The sequence below is a fragment of the Bacillus siamensis KCTC 13613 genome, assembly GCF_000262045.1.
GTDB classification, from domain to species: Bacteria; Bacillota; Bacilli; order Bacillales; family Bacillaceae; genus Bacillus; species Bacillus siamensis.
Genome location: NZ_AJVF01000039.1, coordinates 454393 through 473101 on the forward strand (window position 1 = coordinate 454393; position 18709 = coordinate 473101).

Annotated in this window: 18 protein-coding genes; 8 read left to right on the forward strand and 10 right to left on the reverse strand. The window is 46.8% G+C overall.

What is annotated here, in order from left to right; genetic code table 11:
- Positions 1 to 4: 4 nt before the first annotated feature.
- The 4 genes from rbsD to Y79_RS0111015 all read right to left on the reverse strand — a co-directional run bounded on the left by rbsD (position 5) and on the right by Y79_RS0111015 (position 2595).
- Positions 5 to 400 carry a D-ribose pyranase gene (gene rbsD, locus Y79_RS0111000; RefSeq protein ID WP_016937727.1) on the reverse strand — a complete coding sequence of 132 codons (396 nt, stop codon included), beginning with the start codon at positions 398 to 400 and terminating at the stop codon, positions 5 to 7.
- Complete coding sequence (gene rbsK, locus Y79_RS0111005) at positions 397 to 1278, reverse strand: ribokinase (protein WP_016937728.1); 882 nt, start codon at positions 1276 to 1278, stop codon at positions 397 to 399. The genes rbsD and rbsK overlap by 4 nt, the downstream gene beginning before the upstream one ends.
- Positions 1275 to 2261: a LacI family DNA-binding transcriptional regulator gene (locus Y79_RS0111010; RefSeq protein ID WP_016937729.1), complete on the reverse strand. Its 987-nt coding sequence runs from the start codon at positions 2259 to 2261 to the stop codon at positions 1275 to 1277. Before Y79_RS0111010 ends, rbsK begins: the two co-directional genes overlap by 4 nt.
- 163 nt (positions 2262 to 2424) lie before the next feature.
- Positions 2425 to 2595, reverse strand: a complete 171-nt coding sequence (locus tag Y79_RS0111015) for a hypothetical protein (protein ID WP_235714284.1) — start codon at positions 2593 to 2595, stop codon at positions 2425 to 2427.
- A 696-nt stretch (positions 2596 to 3291) separates the two neighbouring features.
- Between Y79_RS0111015 and pgsB the strand changes: the two genes are divergently transcribed.
- The 5 genes from pgsB to Y79_RS0111045 all read left to right on the forward strand — a co-directional run bounded on the left by pgsB (position 3292) and on the right by Y79_RS0111045 (position 7656).
- A complete protein-coding gene (gene pgsB / locus Y79_RS0111025; protein ID WP_016937732.1) occupies positions 3292 to 4473 on the forward strand; it encodes a poly-gamma-glutamate synthase PgsB in 1182 nt (393 codons plus the stop codon).
- Positions 4474 to 4487: 14 nt separating this feature from the next.
- Positions 4488 to 4937: a poly-gamma-glutamate biosynthesis protein PgsC gene (gene pgsC, locus Y79_RS0111030; RefSeq protein WP_003151340.1), complete on the forward strand. Its 450-nt coding sequence runs from the start codon at positions 4488 to 4490 to the stop codon at positions 4935 to 4937.
- Between the two features lie 18 nt (positions 4938 to 4955).
- Positions 4956 to 6125 carry a CapA family protein gene (locus Y79_RS0111035; RefSeq protein WP_016937733.1) on the forward strand — a complete coding sequence of 390 codons (1170 nt, stop codon included), beginning with the start codon at positions 4956 to 4958 and terminating at the stop codon, positions 6123 to 6125.
- On the forward strand, positions 6112 to 6273 hold the full coding sequence (gene edmS / locus Y79_RS1000000121275; protein WP_003151344.1) for an extrachromosomal elements maintenance protein EdmS: 162 nt from the start codon (positions 6112 to 6114) through the stop codon (positions 6271 to 6273). The genes Y79_RS0111035 and edmS overlap by 14 nt, the downstream gene beginning before the upstream one ends.
- Before the next feature lie 147 nt (positions 6274 to 6420).
- Complete coding sequence (locus tag Y79_RS0111045; RefSeq protein ID WP_016937734.1) at positions 6421 to 7656, forward strand: C40 family peptidase; 1236 nt, start codon at positions 6421 to 6423, stop codon at positions 7654 to 7656.
- A gap of 38 nt (positions 7657 to 7694) precedes the next feature.
- Here Y79_RS0111045 and Y79_RS0111050 read toward each other — a convergent pair whose 3' ends face one another.
- From Y79_RS0111050 to Y79_RS0111060, 3 genes are all read right to left on the reverse strand, one after another.
- Positions 7695 to 8420, reverse strand: a complete 726-nt coding sequence (locus Y79_RS0111050; protein ID WP_016937735.1) for a sunset domain-containing protein — start codon at positions 8418 to 8420, stop codon at positions 7695 to 7697.
- 114 nt (positions 8421 to 8534) lie between these two features.
- Positions 8535 to 9392, reverse strand: a complete 858-nt coding sequence (locus Y79_RS0111055; RefSeq protein WP_016937736.1) for a Cof-type HAD-IIB family hydrolase — start codon at positions 9390 to 9392, stop codon at positions 8535 to 8537.
- 155 nt (positions 9393 to 9547) lie between these two features.
- Positions 9548 to 10534 (reverse strand): LCP family protein, encoded by a 987-nt coding sequence (locus Y79_RS0111060; protein ID WP_016937737.1) that lies wholly within the window; start codon positions 10532 to 10534, stop codon positions 9548 to 9550.
- A 303-nt stretch (positions 10535 to 10837) separates the two neighbouring features.
- Here Y79_RS0111060 and Y79_RS0111065 point away from each other — a divergent pair, with 303 nt between their 5' ends.
- Entirely contained in the window at positions 10838 to 12214 is a 1377-nt protein-coding gene (locus tag Y79_RS0111065; RefSeq protein ID WP_016937738.1) for a sugar porter family MFS transporter, read from the forward strand.
- A 116-nt stretch (positions 12215 to 12330) separates the two neighbouring features.
- The gene (locus Y79_RS0111070) at positions 12331 to 13716 is read left to right on the forward strand and encodes a glycosyltransferase (protein ID WP_032864809.1); all 1386 of its coding nucleotides are present in this window, start codon (positions 12331 to 12333) and stop codon (positions 13714 to 13716) included.
- 3 nt (positions 13717 to 13719) lie between these two features.
- On the opposite strand, the gene Y79_RS0111075 is transcribed toward Y79_RS0111070, so the two are convergent.
- From Y79_RS0111075 to Y79_RS0111085, 3 genes are read right to left on the reverse strand one after another with little or no spacing between them, the layout of a single operon-like run.
- Entirely contained in the window at positions 13720 to 14850 is a 1131-nt protein-coding gene (locus tag Y79_RS0111075; protein WP_016937740.1) for a Ger(x)C family spore germination protein, read from the reverse strand.
- The gene (locus Y79_RS0111080) at positions 14847 to 15953 is read right to left on the reverse strand and encodes a GerAB/ArcD/ProY family transporter (RefSeq protein ID WP_016937741.1); all 1107 of its coding nucleotides are present in this window, start codon (positions 15951 to 15953) and stop codon (positions 14847 to 14849) included. The genes Y79_RS0111075 and Y79_RS0111080 overlap by 4 nt, the downstream gene beginning before the upstream one ends.
- A 5-nt stretch (positions 15954 to 15958) precedes the next feature.
- Positions 15959 to 17410, reverse strand: a complete 1452-nt coding sequence (locus Y79_RS0111085; RefSeq protein ID WP_016937742.1) for a spore germination protein GerBA — start codon at positions 17408 to 17410, stop codon at positions 15959 to 15961.
- Between the two features lie 217 nt (positions 17411 to 17627).
- Between Y79_RS0111085 and manA the strand changes: the two genes are divergently transcribed.
- Positions 17628 to 18578: a mannose-6-phosphate isomerase, class I gene (manA, locus tag Y79_RS0111090; RefSeq protein ID WP_016937743.1), complete on the forward strand. Its 951-nt coding sequence runs from the start codon at positions 17628 to 17630 to the stop codon at positions 18576 to 18578.
- Positions 18579 to 18709 lie beyond the last annotated feature (131 nt).

Genomic DNA, 18709 nt, shown 5'->3' on the forward strand with positions numbered 1-18709 from the left:
CCTTCTAGAAAATCACTCCCGCCTGCAGGATGCAGTTGGCGTATGGTGTCATTTCACCCGTTCGGATGACGGCTTTTGCTTTCTGTGTGAGCCGTTTGAATTCTTCGTGGGGCATGTACTCGATTGTCCGCTCTGAGAAATAGCTTTCTAGAAAACTTGCATTCTCAGGATTGGCGTCTTTGATTTCGGAGGCGGCTATCACCTTTTCGACTTCCATCTCCCCGGCCACCAGGCTGGTCACGTCCTGAAAGGCGGGAACGCCCGCCGTTAAGGACAAATCAATTTTAGGGACACCGTCTGGGACGGGGAGACCCGCATCGGCGATCGCGATGAGGTCTGTATGCCCGAGATCGGCTAATACTTTGTCAATGTGGCTGTTTAACATTCCGTGTTTCTTCATGACAGCAACTCCTCGACTGCTTTTCTGTCCGGCATGCCGCCCTGGGCGCCGAAATGCTGCACGGATAGGGAGGCGGCGCGGTTGGCAAACAGAAGCGCTTGTTCAATGTCCTGTCCTTCCGCGAGTGCGACGGCAAGTGCCGCATTAAAAGTATCACCGGCTCCCGTCGTGTCGACCGCTTCCACAGGGAAGGCGGGAACGAGCCGCTCTGCAGTGCCGTCAGAATACCGCACACCTTGTTTCCCTTCGGTAATAAACAGTTTGCCGGGATAGCCGGCTAGCGCCTCTTCTTTCGTCCGGCCAGGAAATAAAATGGATGCTTCATGTTCGTTCGGCGTAAGATAAGCGGCATCCTCAATCGTTGATTGTTTCAGCGGACGGGCCGGCGCCGGATTAAGGATCACCGGAATTTGATGCGCGCGGCAGTAGCTGCACACTTCTTCAACGGTTTCTTCGGGGATCTCCTGCTGGATCAGCACGATATCAATGCCGGGAAGTTTCGCGAGCGCGCTTTTGGCATCAGCGGGGGAGATGTCATCGTTTGCGCCTTTTACGACGACGATGCTGTTATCTCCTTCTGCGAGCACAATATGAGCCGTTCCGCTTTTTTGATGTGTAATCGTTTCCATATAGTCCGTATTGACACCGTTTGCCTGCAGGTTTTCAATAATCGCTTTTCCGTAGCTGTCCCTGCCTACTTTCCCTACCATATATACGTCAGCACCCAGACGGGAAGCGGCTACGGCCTGATTAGCGCCTTTTCCCCCGGGCACGGTTTGAAAGTCTGCGCCCAGTACGGTTTCTCCCGCTTTCGGACGCCGTTCGGATGTGACGACAAGATCCATTGAACAGCTTCCGATAACACAAATTTCACTCACTTGTACTCATCCTTTCTCGTCGTTTGTCTTTCCATGTATGTGACTGGCATTTGAATAGACGTCTCTTTTGGCGGCTCTTTCTTTATTAATTGCAGCAGCAGGCCTGCCGCTCGTTTTCCCATCTCATATGCAGGCTGGCGGATCGTTGAAAGAGACGGGAACAAGAGACTGCTCTGCGGAATATCGTCGTATCCGATAATCTGAATCTCCTTGGGAACTTTTTTACCGAGCCGCAGCGCCTCATGAAGGACGGCCGCCGCCGCAATGTCGTTGCTGGCAATGACGCCGTCAGTTTCCGGGAATGCGGCAAACAATTCTTTCGCTAAAATGGCGGCATCCTTGATGGAAAATGAAGCGGCGGAGATGACATTGAACTGCGCGCCCGCTTTTTGCAGCACGTCACGTGCGCCGTTAAAACGTTCCTGAGCGGTCGGAAGGCGGCCGGGGCCTTTGACGAGCGTGATGCTTGTGCTTTTGCCGCGGAGCATTTCCTCAGCCGCCCGTTTTCCGCCTGCCCGGCCGTCACTGAATACGGAAGGAGCGCCTTCTTTTGCCCGGTCCAGAAATACGACCGGGTAAAGGCTCCCGCTGTATTCGGGAAGATCGGGGTAATTGGTGGCCGCCAAAATCCCGGCAACTTGATTTTGTTTAAATGTCTGCAGATAGTCGAGCTCTTTTTCCAATTCCTCATCGCTGTTGCCGATCATCAGCCGGTACCCCTCCCGCTGCAATTCGTCTTCAGCGCCGCGGGCAAGCTGCGGGAAAAAGGGATTCGTAATATCTGGAAGCAAAAGTCCCACCAGTCTGGATTCTCTTTTATAAAGAGAGCGGGCAACTTCATTCGGATAATAATTCAGCTTCTCCATGGCAAGCATGACCTTCGTTCTTGTATCTTCATGCACGTAGCCGTTGTCATTGAGGACACGCGAGACCGTGGCAACAGAGACGCCGGCAGCGCCTGCGACATCTTTAATCGTTGCCAACAAACACTCCTCCTCTATCTATGTAACCGTTTACACAAAAAGAGTATCACGAATATTTTCGCTTGGCAACAAAAAAAGAGGCTTGAGCCTCTATTCATTCACGATACCGATTTGAGAGATGTTCACTTTGATATCAGGGACAATCTCTATGAAAGGATAGATCTCACGCCCAATTGAGATGCTTGCTCCGCTCGTTCAGATTGGCTGAGGCTTGTTTGTTCATTTTGCCGATAGCCGCATAGGAATTCAGCTTGTCTTTCATATATTCCAAGGCACGTGCATTCAGCTTTAAATGAATTTTTACTTTCAGATGCCGGCGGGGATCATTATCCATTCCTTTTTTATGCATTTTATAAATTAGAGGAATTTCTTGATGCTGCTTGCTGTTTTTCCATAAACTCCACAATTATGGATGAACTTTTCTTGAACGAATTTAAAGATTTATTAAAATTATTTCAAAAGAGTGAGAAATGGCCTGTAAACGGAACGAAAGCAGATAGGCTTTCCGCATATAAAATGTATATTTCTTGTAAACACTCCGGACCCGTCTGTTTCTGTCATGTACAAGACATCCCAATAGTTATTTTGGAATGGGACTGACAGCAGAATACAGGGGAAAAATGAATGACTTTAAGACCTTATTCTTAACAAAACAGGAAGTGTGCATCCAGCGGACAAAGAGTCAGAAAACGTATGCGCAGTGCGGAAAACACTGGTATAAAAGGCTGGATAAGATGGATTATGATTACATCTTTTTCTTCCGGAACGCGAATAGTTCTATTAGTCCAAATAAATAGACGAGGGAAAATGTAAACGCATTCATTTTTTCTAAAAAAAATTGAAGTAAGTTCTAAGTCCTGCCGATTCCCAAAAAAATCAATTCGATAATAGGAAGAATAGCGTCACTAATAGAGAAGTTTGGCTCAGTGAAAGCGGGAAGATTATGTTACATAATGCCGATTGAGAATTCATAGTGAAGCTATATACTGATGAATGAATTTATCAATACAGAAGGAGATGTCAAAAATCAATGTGGTTACTCATTATAGCCTGTGCTGCCGTACTAATCATCGGAATCATTGAAAAAAGGCGGCATCAGAAGAATATCGATGCTCTGCCAGTACGCGTCAATATTAATGGTATCCGCGGAAAGTCAACCGTAACGAGGCTGACGACCGGAATACTGATGGAGGCGGGCTACAAAACAGTCGGAAAAACGACGGGAACAGATGCAAGGATGATCTATTGGGATACACCTGAGGAAAAACCGATCAAACGGAAACCGCAGGGCCCGAATATCGGCGAGCAAAAAGAAGTAATGAAGGAAACCGTAGAACGGGGCGCCAATGCCATTGTCAGTGAATGTATGGCGGTAAACCCGGATTATCAGATTATCTTTCAGGAAGAACTCCTTCAAGCCAACATCGGCGTCATCGTGAATGTGCTTGAAGACCATATGGACGTTATGGGGCCGACGCTTGATGAAATCGCTGAAGCATTTACCGCGACGATTCCTTATAACGGCCATCTTGTGATTACAGACAGTGAATACACAGATTTCTTTAAAGAAAAAGCCGCAGAGCGAAATACCGAAGTCATTATTGCGGATAACTCTAAAATTACTGATGAATACCTGCGGAAATTCGAATATATGGTCTTTCCTGATAACGCTTCACTTGCGCTCGGCGTTGCCCAGGCTCTTGGTATAGATGAAGAAACGGCGTTTAAAGGCATGCTGAATGCGCCGCCTGATCCAGGCGCCATGAGAATTCTGCCGCTGCTCAGCACAAAGGAGCCCGGTCATTTCGTAAATGGCTTTGCCGCAAATGATGCATCTTCTACTTTGAATATATGGAAACGTGTAAAGGAAATCGGCTATCCGACAGATGAACCGATCGTCATCATGAACTGCCGCGCCGACCGCGTGGACAGAACGATTCAGTTTGCCAATGACGTGCTTCCGTACATTAAAACGAAGGAACTCATTCTCATCGGCGAGACGACAGAACCGATCGTCAAAGCTTATGAAGAAGGCAAGATTCCTGCCGATACCCTGCACGATCTCGAATACAAATCTACAGACGAAATCATGGACGTGCTGAAAACAAGAATGCAAAACCGTGTCATATATGGCGTCGGCAACATCCACGGTTCAGCGGAACCATTAATTGAAAAAATCCAAGAGTATAAGGTGAAACAGCTCGTTAGCTAGGAGGAAAAGGATAAATGTTCGGATCAGATTTATATATTTCACTTATTTTAGGCGTGTTAATCAGTTTAATTTTCGCGGAAAAAACAGGTATCGTACCTGCCGGTTTAGTTGTACCGGGTTATTTAGGGCTCGTTTTTAACCAGCCGGTCTTTATTTTACTCGTATTGTTAGTAAGTCTTCTTACATACGTGATCGTCAAATACGGTTTATCCAGATTTATGATTTTATACGGACGCAGAAAATTCGCAGCTATGCTGATTACGGGAATCTGCTTAAAAATCGCATTGGATTTTCTCTACCCGATCGTACCGTTTGAGATATCAGAATTCCGCGGAATCGGTATCATTGTACCGGGTCTGATCGCCAACACCATTCAGAAACAGGGATTAACGATTACATTTGCCAGCACGCTGTTTTTAAGCGGCGCCACTTTTGCCATTATGTTTGCTTACTACTTAATCTAATGTAAGGTGTGTCAAACGATGAAAAAACAATTAAGCTTTCAAGAGAAACTGCTGAAGCTGACCAAACAGCAGAAAAAGAAAACCAATCTTCACGTTTTTATCGCACTGCCGATCGTCTTTTGCCTGATGTTCATCTGCATCCTGACAGGGAAGGCGGAGACACCGAGTGTGAAAAGAAATGCCGATGACCTTGTATCAGCCTCGTTCGTCGGAGATATTATGATGGGCCGGAATGTGGAGAAAGTGACAAAGCATAACGGAACGGAAAGCGTCTTCCGCTACGCAAAGCCATTTTTTGAAGCATCTGACTATGTATCGGGAAACTTTGAAAACCCGGTTACATATAAAAAGAACTACAAAGAAGCAGACAAAAATATTCACCTTCAGTCAGACAAAGATGCCGTAAAAGTATTGAAGGACACAAATTTCACCGTTCTGACGGCAGCCAACAACCATGCGATGGATTACGGCCCTCAAGGAATGCGGGATACTGTTGAAGAATTTTCAAAGCAGAACCTTGAACTTGTCGGTGCGGGCCTGACGCTTAAAGAGGCTGAGCAGAACATTTCATATCAAGATGTAAACGGAATCAAAATCGCAACACTGGGATTCACCGATGTTTCCGGAAAAGGCTTTGCAGCTAAACGAAATGCGCCGGGTGTGCTTCCGGCCGATCCTGAGCTGTTCATTCCGATGATTTCCAAAGCCAAAAAGAAAGCCGATCTTGTCATTGTTCAAACACACTGGGGACAGGAATACGATAATGACCCGAATGACAGACAGCGCCAGTTGGCAAGAGCAATGTCAGATGCCGGAGCGGATATCATCGTCGGACACCATCCGCACGTGCTTGAACCGATCGAAATGTACCACGGCACCGTTATTTTCTACAGCCTGGGCAACTTCGTATTTGACCAGGGATGGACAAGAACGAGAGACACGGCGCTTGTACAATATCATTTGCAGAAAAACGGCACGGGACGCTTTGAAGTCACGCCGATGAACATTCATGAAGCGACGCCTGCGCCGGTTAAAAAAGGCAGCATCAATCATAAAACAATCATACGAGAACTGACGAAAGAATCGAATTTCAATTGGAGCGTCAAGGACGGAAAGTTAACGTTTGATGTGGACCACAGCAATATCTTAAAAAAGAAAGCGGAGGGAAAAACAAATGAAAATCATTAAAGCCGGATGGCCGTTTGCCGCGATCATTATGGTATTTATGTTTATGTCAGCTTTTAAATACAATGATCAGCTCACAGATCAGGAAAAACAAAAAATTGACACGGAAATGCAAAAAATTCAGCAAGAGGACACAGCGGGCGCAAAATAAGCGCATGATTCCGCTTGCCGGCATATTGTTTGCACCGAATCCAGTAAAGAATGCCTGATATGGGCATTCTTTTTTTATGCTCTCTAAACATTTGTTAAAAGTTACCGATGTAAAAACTACTAAAAACAAGGAGAGTGAACAAAAAACATGCTCACAAGCTGGAGGAAGTACATCCTTGCCGGCCTTATGATTTGTCTTGTGGCACCTGCAGTAACGAGAACGGAAATTGCTGAAGCGGATTCTCAAGTTTCTGTCCTGATCGTTTCAGACGCACAAAAACTTGTCGGAAATAAATATGTTTTTGGAGGCGAAGAGCCTGAGGACGGGTTTGATCCGTCCGGATTGATCCATTATCTTTTCGGCAGACAGAACATCCATCTGCCGAGAACGGTCAGTGATCAATGGAAAGTCGGAGCTGCCGTCAAAGAAAATGACCTTTCACCGGGAGATATTGTTTTTTTCAAAAAGTCGGATTCAACAAAAAACACGCCCGTCCAAGACGGTCTTTATATCGGAAACGGAGAGATGATACACAGTTCTCCGTCAGAAGGCGTGACGATCACGCGCTTTCAAAAAAGCAGTTATTGGATGAATTTATATCTTGGCGCGAGACGGATTAAAAAAGATCCGGAGCTGGCTGATAATCCGATCGTTCAGGAGGCCGCCCGTTATCTCGACATTCCGTATGTATTCGGCGGCAGCACGCCTGAAGCGGGATTCGACTGTTCAGGGCTTGTCCAATATGTTTTCGAAAACAGGCTTCACATTTACCTGCCGAGATCTGCGGAGCAGCAGTGGCTGGTCGGTGAGAAAATCAAATTGAGCGACATAAAGCCCGGGGACGTGATTTATTTCAGCGACACGTATAAAAAAGGAATTTCCCATGCAGGCATTTATGCGGGAGAGGGAAGATTCATCCAAGCGAGCCGCTCCGAAAAAGTCACCATTTCTTATTTGGCGGAAGATTATTGGAAAAAGCATTTTACAGGAGTGCGCCGATTCAGCAACCTGACTATTTCTAAAGATAATCCCGTTGTGTCAACAGCGGCTGATCTTATCGGAATTTCTTATCTGAAAGGCGGCGTTTCACCGGAAAATGGCTTTGATACAGCCGGATTTGTTCAATACGTCTATCAAAAAGCGAAAGGAATCAGCCTGCCGCGTTACGCGGACAAGCAGATGCAGGCGGGCGCTCCGGTCGATAAACAGGATCTGAAGCCCGGCGATCTGGTCTTCTTTAAAGCGGAGAGCTTAAATCCGGCCATTTACATCGGGAACGGACAAGTGATTCATGTCACTGTGTCCGCAGGCGTAACCATAACAAATATGAATACAAGCGCTTATTGGAAGGACAAATATGCGGGCAGCATCCGGCTCCCGTAAAAAAAGACGTCAGAGAGTGTCTCTGACGTCTTTTTCTTTTACCGTTTCGGGGCTCTGAATCCGGCCGCTTCCGCTTCTTCTACAGAACAGAACATTTCCACTGGATCTGTCGTCCGATCGTAGTATGTACTTCCCGGCGTGTGATAAATGCCGTTTCGGCTGCCTTTAATGTCGCATCCCTGTGAGGTGTCGGCTGCTTTCGTCCCGGCATGTCCGCCGGAGGAAGGGGCGGTATTTTGCGCCGTTTCCGTGTGCTCGGATGTTTTTGTTTCTTCTTTTTGCCGCTTTAATGTTTTATTTTCTGATTGAAGCGTTTTGGCGGTCTTTTCGAGTTTCTTTTGTGAATTTTTTAATTTCTCGTTGTCTTGTTTGAGTGATTTGTTTGTTTTTTTCAGCTCGTTTATTTCTTTGCTGAGTTTGCTGAGTTTTTTCTCATTGCCTGCTTCGGCTTCGGATTTCTCTTTTTCAGCCGCGGCACTGATGCTTTCATATTTTTTCTCAAGCGCCTGGTGGTCCTTCGTTAATTTTTGATAAGCCGTATCCAGTGTGCTGTATTTCTCCTCTGCCTTCGCGGCTGAGGTGTCCGGCTCTGCCGAGGAACCGCCTGTCAGGAGCAGAACAAATCCGCCGATGAGAAGGGGCCAAAACAGCTTTTTTGAAAAACGTTTTTCTTTTTTTGCCGCTTTGCATATGAGATGGAATATTCCGTATCCAAGTGCGAAGAGAAAAGCCAAAAATCCAATAATAGCGATTGCATTCGACATAATAACGCTCCTTTTTTCTTTATTTTACAATTTATTTTCAATTTTGGAAATTAATTTTTGGAAAACATGAAAAAGCCAGGTCGTGAAAGACCTGGCTTTTGACGGACGGATTTTTTATTGTTCGTTGTCGAGAAGCCGGTTGATGAAATGGGCAACGCCGTTTTCATCGTTGCTTTTTGTAATATACGTGCTTTTTTCCTTCAGTTCATCAATCGCGTTGCCCATGGCGATGCGGTTTCCGGCTGCTTCAAACATGGAGAAATCATTCGGGCTGTCGCCGATGGCGTAAATATCCTGTTTTTCAATTCCGTACAGTGAAGCAAGCTCCGTCAGGGCCCGTCCTTTACCGGAACCGGCAGGGAGGATTTCAATGATGTGTTTTCCGGAAGAAGTCTGGGATAATTTCGGATGGTGTGTAATTTCTTCTTTGGCATTTTTCAGTTTTTCCATATCAAAAGAGAAACAAAGAAGCTTGTAAATATGTTCGTCTCCGTTAAAAATGGCCTGTATATCCTGCACGGGTTTGATGCCGAATTGTTTGAACTGCGTCTTTGCGCCCTCCCATAATGTCTGAATATCTTCCTTCGGGTTGGCGCTTTTCAGAATGTCCAGTTCTGCCTGCAATTTGGACTCGCCGTCAAACGGGGACAGCAGGTGATGATCTGTATAAACCTCGAAGTAAATGTCTTTTCCCGTTAAATAAGCGGCGATATCCTTACCGGCCTGCTGATCCATTAAGAGCCGGCTGACGAGCCGGTATCCTTTGTCGTGAACCGTCCCGCCGTTTGCGGCAATGATCGGAATATCCAAATCTTCCAGGAGTGATTTTACATCAAAAGTGGCTCTGCCGGTGCAGATGGCCACAAGAACGCCCGCTTCATCCGCTCTTTGTAAAGCCGCTCTGTTTTCCGGAGAAATCACACTGTCCGAGTTCAGTAATGTGCCGTCTAAGTCAATGGCTATCAATTTCATATGTATGGATGCCCTCCTTAAAAATAAAGCTGCTTCCTGTAGTATGTTCAGCTTTTTGCGAAATCAGCAGAAAGCCGTCAATTAAAAGGCTATACCTTCATGTCCTTTTTTTCAACAGAAAAACGGCGGGGATTCTGAAACCCCGCCGTGACATCTTACTCGTTTAAATCATTTTTTAATTTCGTTTTTACTTCTTGAAGGTTCTCCTCATTCAGTTTGAAATAATAAATATTTTTGCCGTATTGAGGAGTGTAAATATAGCTGTCTGAACCTGTCAGCTGTAAAGAATTCACTGATTTCAGCGATGTGATAAACGGGAACAGGCCGATGGCGTCATTCAGAGATAAGTTCATTTTTAAGTTTTTCCCTAAGCTGTCGACGATATCGTCATAAGAAGGGATCGAGCTTAACGATTTAGATTTTTTAATAATGGCGCTCAGCACTTCCATCTGTCTTTGTCCGCGCATCAGATCGGTGTCCGCTTTACGTGTTCTTACATAAGCCAGTGCCTGCTCGCCGTCAAGCGTCTGAACGCCCGGCTTCAGCACGACTTTTCCTTTTGTATCGACTTTAATACGATCGGCAATTTTCTGGCTTTTTACATTTACCGTAACGCCGTTCAATTCATTGACGACATCGCGGAACGCGTCGAAGTTGCTCTCAACCACATAATCTACCGGAATATCAAGCATGTTTTCTACTGTTTTATAAGTTAAATTATAACCGCCGTAAGCATGTGCGTGCGCGAATTTGTCATAGCCGTGACCTGGGATGTTGACATAGGAATCCCGCGGAATGCTGAGCATTGTCGCTGTTTTCTTTTTCCGGTTGAAGGTGACGAGCACGTTGGCGTCACTTCTTGCGTCATCTACTGATTCGCCCTTATTGTCACGGGCGTCAATTCCTAAAAGCAATACGGTGAAAGAATCCTTCTTCGGATCAAATTCTTTAATCCGTTTCACGGACTGGTCGCCGCGGTCAAGACTGACGTGCGCTTCCTTGGTCGCATTGTTCAGTTTCACAAATGCGTAGGCGCCGACGGAACCGGCAATCACCAATAAGAAAGCGGCAAAAACCAGTACGAATTTCACCCATTTTCTGAGGCGTTTTTTCTTTTTTCTGCGTTGAGATCGTTCTTCCATATCATTACCTCTCGTTTCTATTCTTTGTGAAGCGTACCATAATTGTTGGTTTGGAACAACTCTGTAAATGAGAAAATTCCAAATCTTTCTCTCTATTTCGACAACATCTACTGTTATTTTTACATCAGGTTCACATTATATTGGACGGCAGGAAGCGGAAAATGTTTCGTCGGGTTGTAAAAAATAATCAGTAAAATAATGGATGTTAACCGTCGGAAGGTTTGAAACGATCGGAATCAGGCAAAAGAAGCAGTAGAACAATTCCTCGCGGATACAGCGCAGGATGAGGGGAGTCTATATCACATGAAAAGCATACACTCGAATAAATGGCTCTATTTTTTCGGCGCTCTAGGCGGCGCGTTATACGGATATGATACCGGAGTCATTTCCGGGGCTATTTTATTTATGAAAAAAGAACTGGGACTGAACGCCTTTACAGAAGGCCTCGTCGTCAGTTCGTTATTGGCGGGGGCGATTCTCGGTTCGGGATTCGCCGGCAAACTGACCGACCGGTTCGGCAGGCGGAAAGCCATCATGGGAGCGGCGCTGCTGTTTTGTATTGGCGGGTTTGGGGTCGCTTTTGCCCCGAATACACAGGTGATGGTTCTATTCCGGATCATTCTCGGACTGGCTGTCGGAACATCTACAACGATCGTTCCGCTCTATTTATCGGAGTTGGCTCCGAAGCATAAACGGGGGGCGCTTTCATCACTGAACCAGCTGATGATTTCGGTCGGAATCCTCGTTTCGTATATCGTGAATTATATATTTGCCGATGCAGGCGCTTGGCGCTGGATGCTTGGTCTTGCGGTCGTGCCGTCAGTCATTCTGCTGATCGGAATATTATTCATGCCGGAAAGCCCGCGCTGGCTGTTTACAATCGGCAAAGAAGATAAAGCAAGAGAAATTCTTTCGTCATTGCGGGGAACGAAGAATATTGAGGGCGAGATTGACCAGATGAAAGAAGCGGAAAAGGAAAACGAAGGCGGTTTGAAAGAATTGTTTGAGCCGTGGGTGAGACCCGCGCTGATTGCCGGCCTCGGGCTAGCCTTTTTACAGCAATTCATCGGGACAAATACCATTATTTATTACGCCCCGAAAACATTTACCAGTGTCGGGTTCGGCAATTCCGCGTCTATCCTGGGAACCGTCGGCATCGGCGCCGTCAATGTCATCATGACGCTTGCGGCTATCAAAGTCATTGATAAGATCGGTCGGAAGCCGCTGCTTTTGGCCGGAAATGCGGGCATGGTCATCAGTCTGCTCGTATTGGCCGCGGTCAATCTCTTCTTTGAACATTCAGCAGCCGCATCATGGACGACGGTGATTTGTTTAGGTCTGTTTATCATCGTGTTTGCGATCAGCTGGGGGCCTGTCGTGTGGGTTATGCTGCCGGAATTATTCCCGCTCCATGTCCGCGGTATCGGCACAGGTGTCTCGACTTTGATGCTGCATGTCGGAACATTGCTTGTTTCATTAACTTATCCGATACTAATGGAGGCCGTCGGCATCAGCTATTTATTTATCATTTATGCCGTGATCGGGATAATGGCATTCCTGTTCGTTTGGTTTAAAGTGACCGAGACGAAGGGGAAAAGCCTTGAAGAAATCGAACAGGATCTGCGAAGCCGTAACGGAGACTCGGAATCAGAATCCAATCGGCAGACAGTTCATCCTTAATTCCAGTGTGAGAGGGGGCGGTTATACACCGGCCCCTTAAAACTGCGTCCCGCGCCCGGTCACATAAATGACAGGAATATGTCATACGTTAGTATAAAGTCACGATAAAGGCGGGGATGCCGGTGAAAACGAGCATTATTATCCTTACATATAATGAGCTGGAACTGACCAAAAAATGTCTGACCAGCATTGATCAATACACCGATAAAGAAGAGATAGAGCTGATCATCGTTGATAACGGTTCATCAGACGGAACGAGAGAGTACATATCAAATCTTCCTGACGTCAAAGTCATCCTAAATGAAAAAAACCTCGGGTTCGCCAAAGGGTGCAACCAGGGAATCGAAGCGGCGGCGGGGGACAATCTGCTGTTTTTGAACAACGATACGATAGTCACGAAAAATTGGCTCAGCGCCATGCTGAGAGTGCTGTATCAATCTGAAAAAAACGGCATGGTCGGTCCCGTCAGCAACTATGTCAGCGGCGCGCAGATGATCCATGATGCGTATCAATCGCTTGATGAACTGGAGTCATTCGCGGAGGCTTATTGTGAAAGGGAAAAGCATAACACGAAGCGGGTGCTCCGCCTTGTCGGATTCTGCCTTCTGGTGAAAAAAAGCGTCATTGAAGACATCGGCCCGTTCGATGAACAATTCGGATACGGTTCTTTTGAAGATGATGATCTATGCCTGCGCGCCCTGCAAAAAGGCTACAGCCTGCACATCGCCCTCGATGCCTTTGTGCATCATCACGGGCACGCGACGTTTACGGCTAATCAGGATATCAATATCAATCAATTATATTTGGAGAACCGCCAGCGTTTTACGGAAAAATGGGGCACTGATTTTACGTACTTTACCCACCCGAGACCGGAAATTGCGGAGCTTGTTCCCCGGGAAGCGAAAAGGGTACTTGATGTCGGCTGCGGCGCGGGTGCTACGGGACTGGAACTTCAAAACAGACAGCCCTGTGAACTGTACGGAATAGAACTGCACCCGCTGGCGGCGCAAGCGGCAAAAGGACACTATGAAGCGGTTCTGCAGGAAGATGTCGAAGAAGTGAAGCTCCCGTATCCGGAAGGCTTTTTTGATTGCATCATTTTTGCAGACATTCTTGAGCACTTAAAAGACCCTTGGCGTGTCATTGAAACGTACTCAGCCTATTTGGCGCCTGCCGGATCAATCGTTTGCAGCATTCCGAATATTTCTCACGCCGAAGCGCTGTTTCCGCTTCTGCTCGGTGACTGGACATACAAGGACGCCGGCATTCTCGACCGCACCCACTTGCGGTTTTTTACGCCGCAGACGGTCCGCACGCTCTTTCCGGAAGAGACATTTGACGTGAAAAAGCAGTCCTATACGTATGTTCACGTTGATGAGCGGGTGCAGCTGTTTTTACAAGAAATCACACGAATGGCGCAGGCGATGCAATTTCCGGTAACACAGCTGCCCGAACAAAGCCGGATTTATCAAATCCTCCTGCGTGTCGAAAAAACACGCTGAAGGCTACCGGCCCATCGTTCCGAAGTTGACAATCTGAATGGAAACATCATAGTCAAAGGCTGCTTCGGAAAAGGTCTCATCCCAATGATTCTTCACTTTCTTCCAATAGTCGGGATATTGAATGCGGACTCTGTCAGAAAAGAATACAGGGTCCGTTTCATATTGATTCTGAAGCTTATCAATGACTTCTTTTATATCGCTTTTCAGTTTTTTTTCGAAAATCTTTTCGAGCCCGTTTAAATAATGCTGATTGAATGAATCCTCGCCGGCATATTGATCCTCCGACAAGATGCCTTTTGTTTTTACCGATACGTGAAATGACAGCTTCCCGTTTTTCAGCCGGGGGGTGATGGAGGATGTTGATTTTTTGATCTCGAAGGTAATCGGGTGCCCTCCTTTATCCAAAGCGGGCAGCACGCCGCCCTGTATCGTTCCCGTCAGCCAATTCAGGCTCTGTACTTCGTATGATGACAGGAATCCCGCCAGTCTGTTTTGTTTTTTGTTTTTGATGATGGCCGCTCCGTCATACACCGTTTTTCCTTTTTGATTGCTGACGGCCTGCATGAGAAAGCTGAGTTTATTATGGCAGTAAATCGAAGCTCTCCCGATTCTGAGCGGCTTTAAAATTTTTCCGTTGTAGCCGCCGTTGTTTGTGAGGTCGATGAGCTTTTCCGCGGCCATGGGCTGCTGCTGATTCGGCGTCGGCTCCGTCAGAATGTCGGACGCTTTTCCTCTTGCCGCGAAAAGATAGCTGCTCCGCCTTAATTCATCATCACGGATAAAATGATTCATCATCTGCAGTATATTTTGGTCGGCCAGCAATTTGTCGCTGAATATCAGCACTTTTAAATGATCGCTGTAAACGGGCGGATCTTTTAAGGAGACTTCACTGACGGCTTCAAGAATGGTATCCCCCCGCGTCGTCACATTGACAAACACGGGCCGGCCGGAAGCCTGGCTGTTTTCACTTTGGGGCAGCAGGTTTTGATAGGTTAGTTTATATCGGCGGTCACTCGTCTCGTCTATAGCCACTCCCCGGGCGAAAGATAGTTTTTCGACTTCCTTCGCGTCCCAGCATCCTGAAAGCATTATCAGTATGAAAAGCGCCGCCGCCCATTTTATGAAATGTGTCATGACGTCTGTTTCCTCCCCGCTATTTTCTTCATCCAGCTGACAAACCAAATGAGAAAAGGAATCATAATGACGGCAAAAAACGCATATCCGAGAATATTAGCGAATGCAAACACACTGTTGATATCATCGGGGTACATTGAAAGGCCGAATGTCACCGCCAATAATCCCCCCAGCAGCCAGCCATTGTTTTTATTTTTCAGCCTGAAAATGGTGTTGAATCCGAGATGCGCTCCTTTAAAAGAACCGAGCATACAGGTGAACTGCTGGCATGTCCACGTAATTAAAAGAAAGATATCAAATCTTTCGATGAAAATACCGCGGATTTCCAAGGCGTGAATCAGGGAAATTGTCGGATACGTCACCGTTTTGGCTTCAGCAACCGACATACAGCCGATCACGATAAGCAGTATAAAGCTGTAAAATAAGCTCGCGCCTGCGATGCCGAAGACAGCCGCCTTTTTCGCCTGCTTCGGGTTTTTCATAAACGGCACCAGAAAAAGAATCACTTCAAGCCCCGAAAAATACAGAAGGGTTCGCGGAAACAGCTCAAAAAAGCTTTTGTAGCCCCCATCAAAGACCGGGCGGACGAAATCCAGCTTAAACAGTCTCAGGCTGAATATGAGCAGTGTAAGCAGAATGACGATCGAAATCGGAAAGAGATAAGCATAGAGCTTTGAAATGGGATAGACTCCGCCGGTCACATGGTAAATGCCGACCGCCAGAAAAATGAATATGACGACACCCATCGGCGTATTTTTCAGTAAAAAGTAATTGATGACTTCACCGAGAAACCGGGCTTGAAAACAGACGGTGACGACAAAATAACAGCTGATGAATAAATTCAAAAGAGAACCGATAGCGCGGCCCATGATGCTTTGATTCAGCTCATAGATGGTTTCCCCGCTGTTCTTCTGCAAAAACGGCATAAAGAGCAGGACGATGCCGATAAACACGACACTCTGCAACAGAATAATGATCCATCCGCTCGGACTGTCCGCTGTTGCGGCCGAGCGCGGCAATGTTAACACGCCCGCTCCGATCATTGTTCCGCTTACCATGAGAAGGGTCTGCATAAAAGACAGCTTGTCTTCTGGTTTTATCATGGGGATCACCTTTGTCTGATTTTATCTTTTGTCTCTTTTCGGGTCGGCCGTTTTTTAAAAAGCGGTGTCGGCAGCCTGACAATCGTATCCTTTAAGTCCTGTCCCGGCTGCGCCATGATCGGAATAATATAATCCTGGCCGAAGCTTTTCAGGCGCATCAGATGGCCGACGACCAGCAGATAACACATAATCAGTCCGTATAAACCTAAAATCGCCGATAAAATCATCGAAAAAATACGGATGAGCCTCAGCGGGAAATTGAACACATAGGAGGGCGCCGTAAAAGAGGCCAATGCCGTAACGGATACGACAATCACCATCATCGCGCTGACGATATTCGCCTGTACGGCGGCCTGGCCGATCACGACTCCCCCGATCAGGCCGATTGTCTGGCCGATCGGCTTCGGCAGTCTGAGTCCGGCTTCTCTGATCATTTCAATCGTAAAAATCATAATAAACGCTTCAACAAAAGGGGGAAACGGGACATTCAACCTGCTTCCGGCAATCGTCACCGCCATTCTCGTCGGCAAAAGCCCGGTATGAAACGTAACGAGCGCGATGTAAAGGCCGGGTAAATAAATCGTGATTAAAATGCATGAATACCGAAGCAGCCTGAGAAAGGTAACCGGAACCCACCGCTGATTATAATCGTCAGGGGAGTGGATAAATTCATCAATGGTAGCGGGCACCAAAAGGGTAAATGGCGTTCCGTCTACAAGAACGGAGACCCTTCCCTCTAAAAGAGCGCCCATAACCCGGTCAGGCCGTTCGGTCGTCAAAATGGTCGGGAAAATGGAATACGTGTTATCTTCAATGAGCTGTTCGATCGATCCTGATTCCGGAATATCATCAATGGTGATGGACTCCAGTCTTTTCATCACTTCTTTTACGACATCATCAGGCGCGATATCCCGAATGTAGGCAACGGCGATCCGTTTTTTTGTCCGTTCGCCGAGTGTCAGCTCCTTGATCTGGAGATTGGGGTCACGGGACTGCTCACGCAAAAGCGCCGTATTCGTCCGAAGTTTTTCGACAAAACCTATCCTCGGCCCGCGTTCCAGCACTTCTGATGCCGGTTCTTCGACATCCCGCATTTTAAATGTTTCCGTATCAAAGGAAAGGGCCTCCTTCCATCCCTCCGCAAGCAAAACCGATTTGCCGGAAAGAATGTCTGCCTCAACATCCTTAAGTGAAGAAAGCCGGGTGTGGTGATACCCGAAAGAAATGGATGCCGGAGGTGTTTCAGCCGGTTCCTCTTGATGCCGGGCGGCCGCCTGCACGGGCGAAATAATATATTCGGCAAGCAATTGATTTTCAGTCAGTCCGTCTATATACACAAGACAGGCGTCACATTTGCCGTTTCCGTACGTAAATGAATAAAACATCATGTCATCGCTTTGGCCGAACCGTTTTTTCAGCGCTTGAAGGTTTTGTCCGAGCTCAGCATTTATCGTCACAATGTTTCCCCCCTTTCATCAGTTATTTTAATTTGCGACAAACAAGGGATTTTATTCTGGAATAGGAAATGACTGAGCATTCCGCCCCATCCGAATGGTATAATGAGCAGGTCAGCCATTTATACATATTGTTTTTAACTGGCGGCTCTCTCCGTGTTTTAAAATAGGTACAGGGGGAATGGGATATGAGCCGCTTTTTAATGGGAGGGGAACGAACATGACGCAAGAGCCGATTTTTTTACAGCCTGTATGTAAAGAAAAAATATGGGGCGGCACGTTATTACGCGAACGATTCGGATACAGTATACCTTCAGAAACAACCGGCGAATGCTGGGCGATATCAGCCCACCCGCACGGGATGAGCACGGTCAAAAGCGGTCCGTATCAAGGGAAAACCCTGATCGAACTGTGGAATCAGCATAGAGAATTATTCGGCGGAACGGAAGGGGACCGCTTTCCGCTGCTGACGAAAATACTGGACGTCAAACATCACCTGTCCGTCAAAGTCCACCCTGACGATTATGATGCCGAGGAGCATGGACTGGGCGAAACGGGGAAGTCTGAGTGCTGGTACATTATCGACTGTAAAGAAAATGCGGAGATAATATACGGTCATACGGCCCGTTCGAAAGCAGAGCTTGTCACCATGATTAACAGCGGTGATTGGGAAGGCCTGCTGCGCCGCGTGAAGATCAAACCCGGCGATTTTTATTATGTGCCGAGCGGAACCATCCATGCCATTTGCGCCGGGGCGCTCGTACTGGAAATACAGCAGAATTCAGATGCCGCCTACCGGATATATGATTACGGGCGCACAGATCAAAACGGCGAGGCGCGTGAGCTGCATATCCGCGATGCCGTCAACGCCGCCACCGTTCCTCATGTGGACGGATTTTTAGATGAATCAACTGAAACGAGAAAAGGCATCACCATCAAAACCTTTGTGCAGGGAGAATATTTTTCTGTTTACAAATGGGATATCAGCGGGACGGCGGAAATGACCCAGGACGCTCCGTTTATGCTGTGCAGCGTCATAGAAGGAAGCGGCTCCATCACTTGTGAAGGCAAGACCGCAACAATTGAAAAAGGCGCGCATTTCATACTGCCGGATCAGATGCCTGACTTTACGATAACCGGAGAATGCACAATCATCGTTTCTCATATATAAATCACCGAAACTTAATCCCAGCGATGGGATTAAGTTTTTTTTATTTGGATAATTGGATGATTTCTCTCTGTAAAAATGAAGAAAGCCGGCCGATAAATAAACTAGTTTGATAGAAACCAATTGAATCAGAA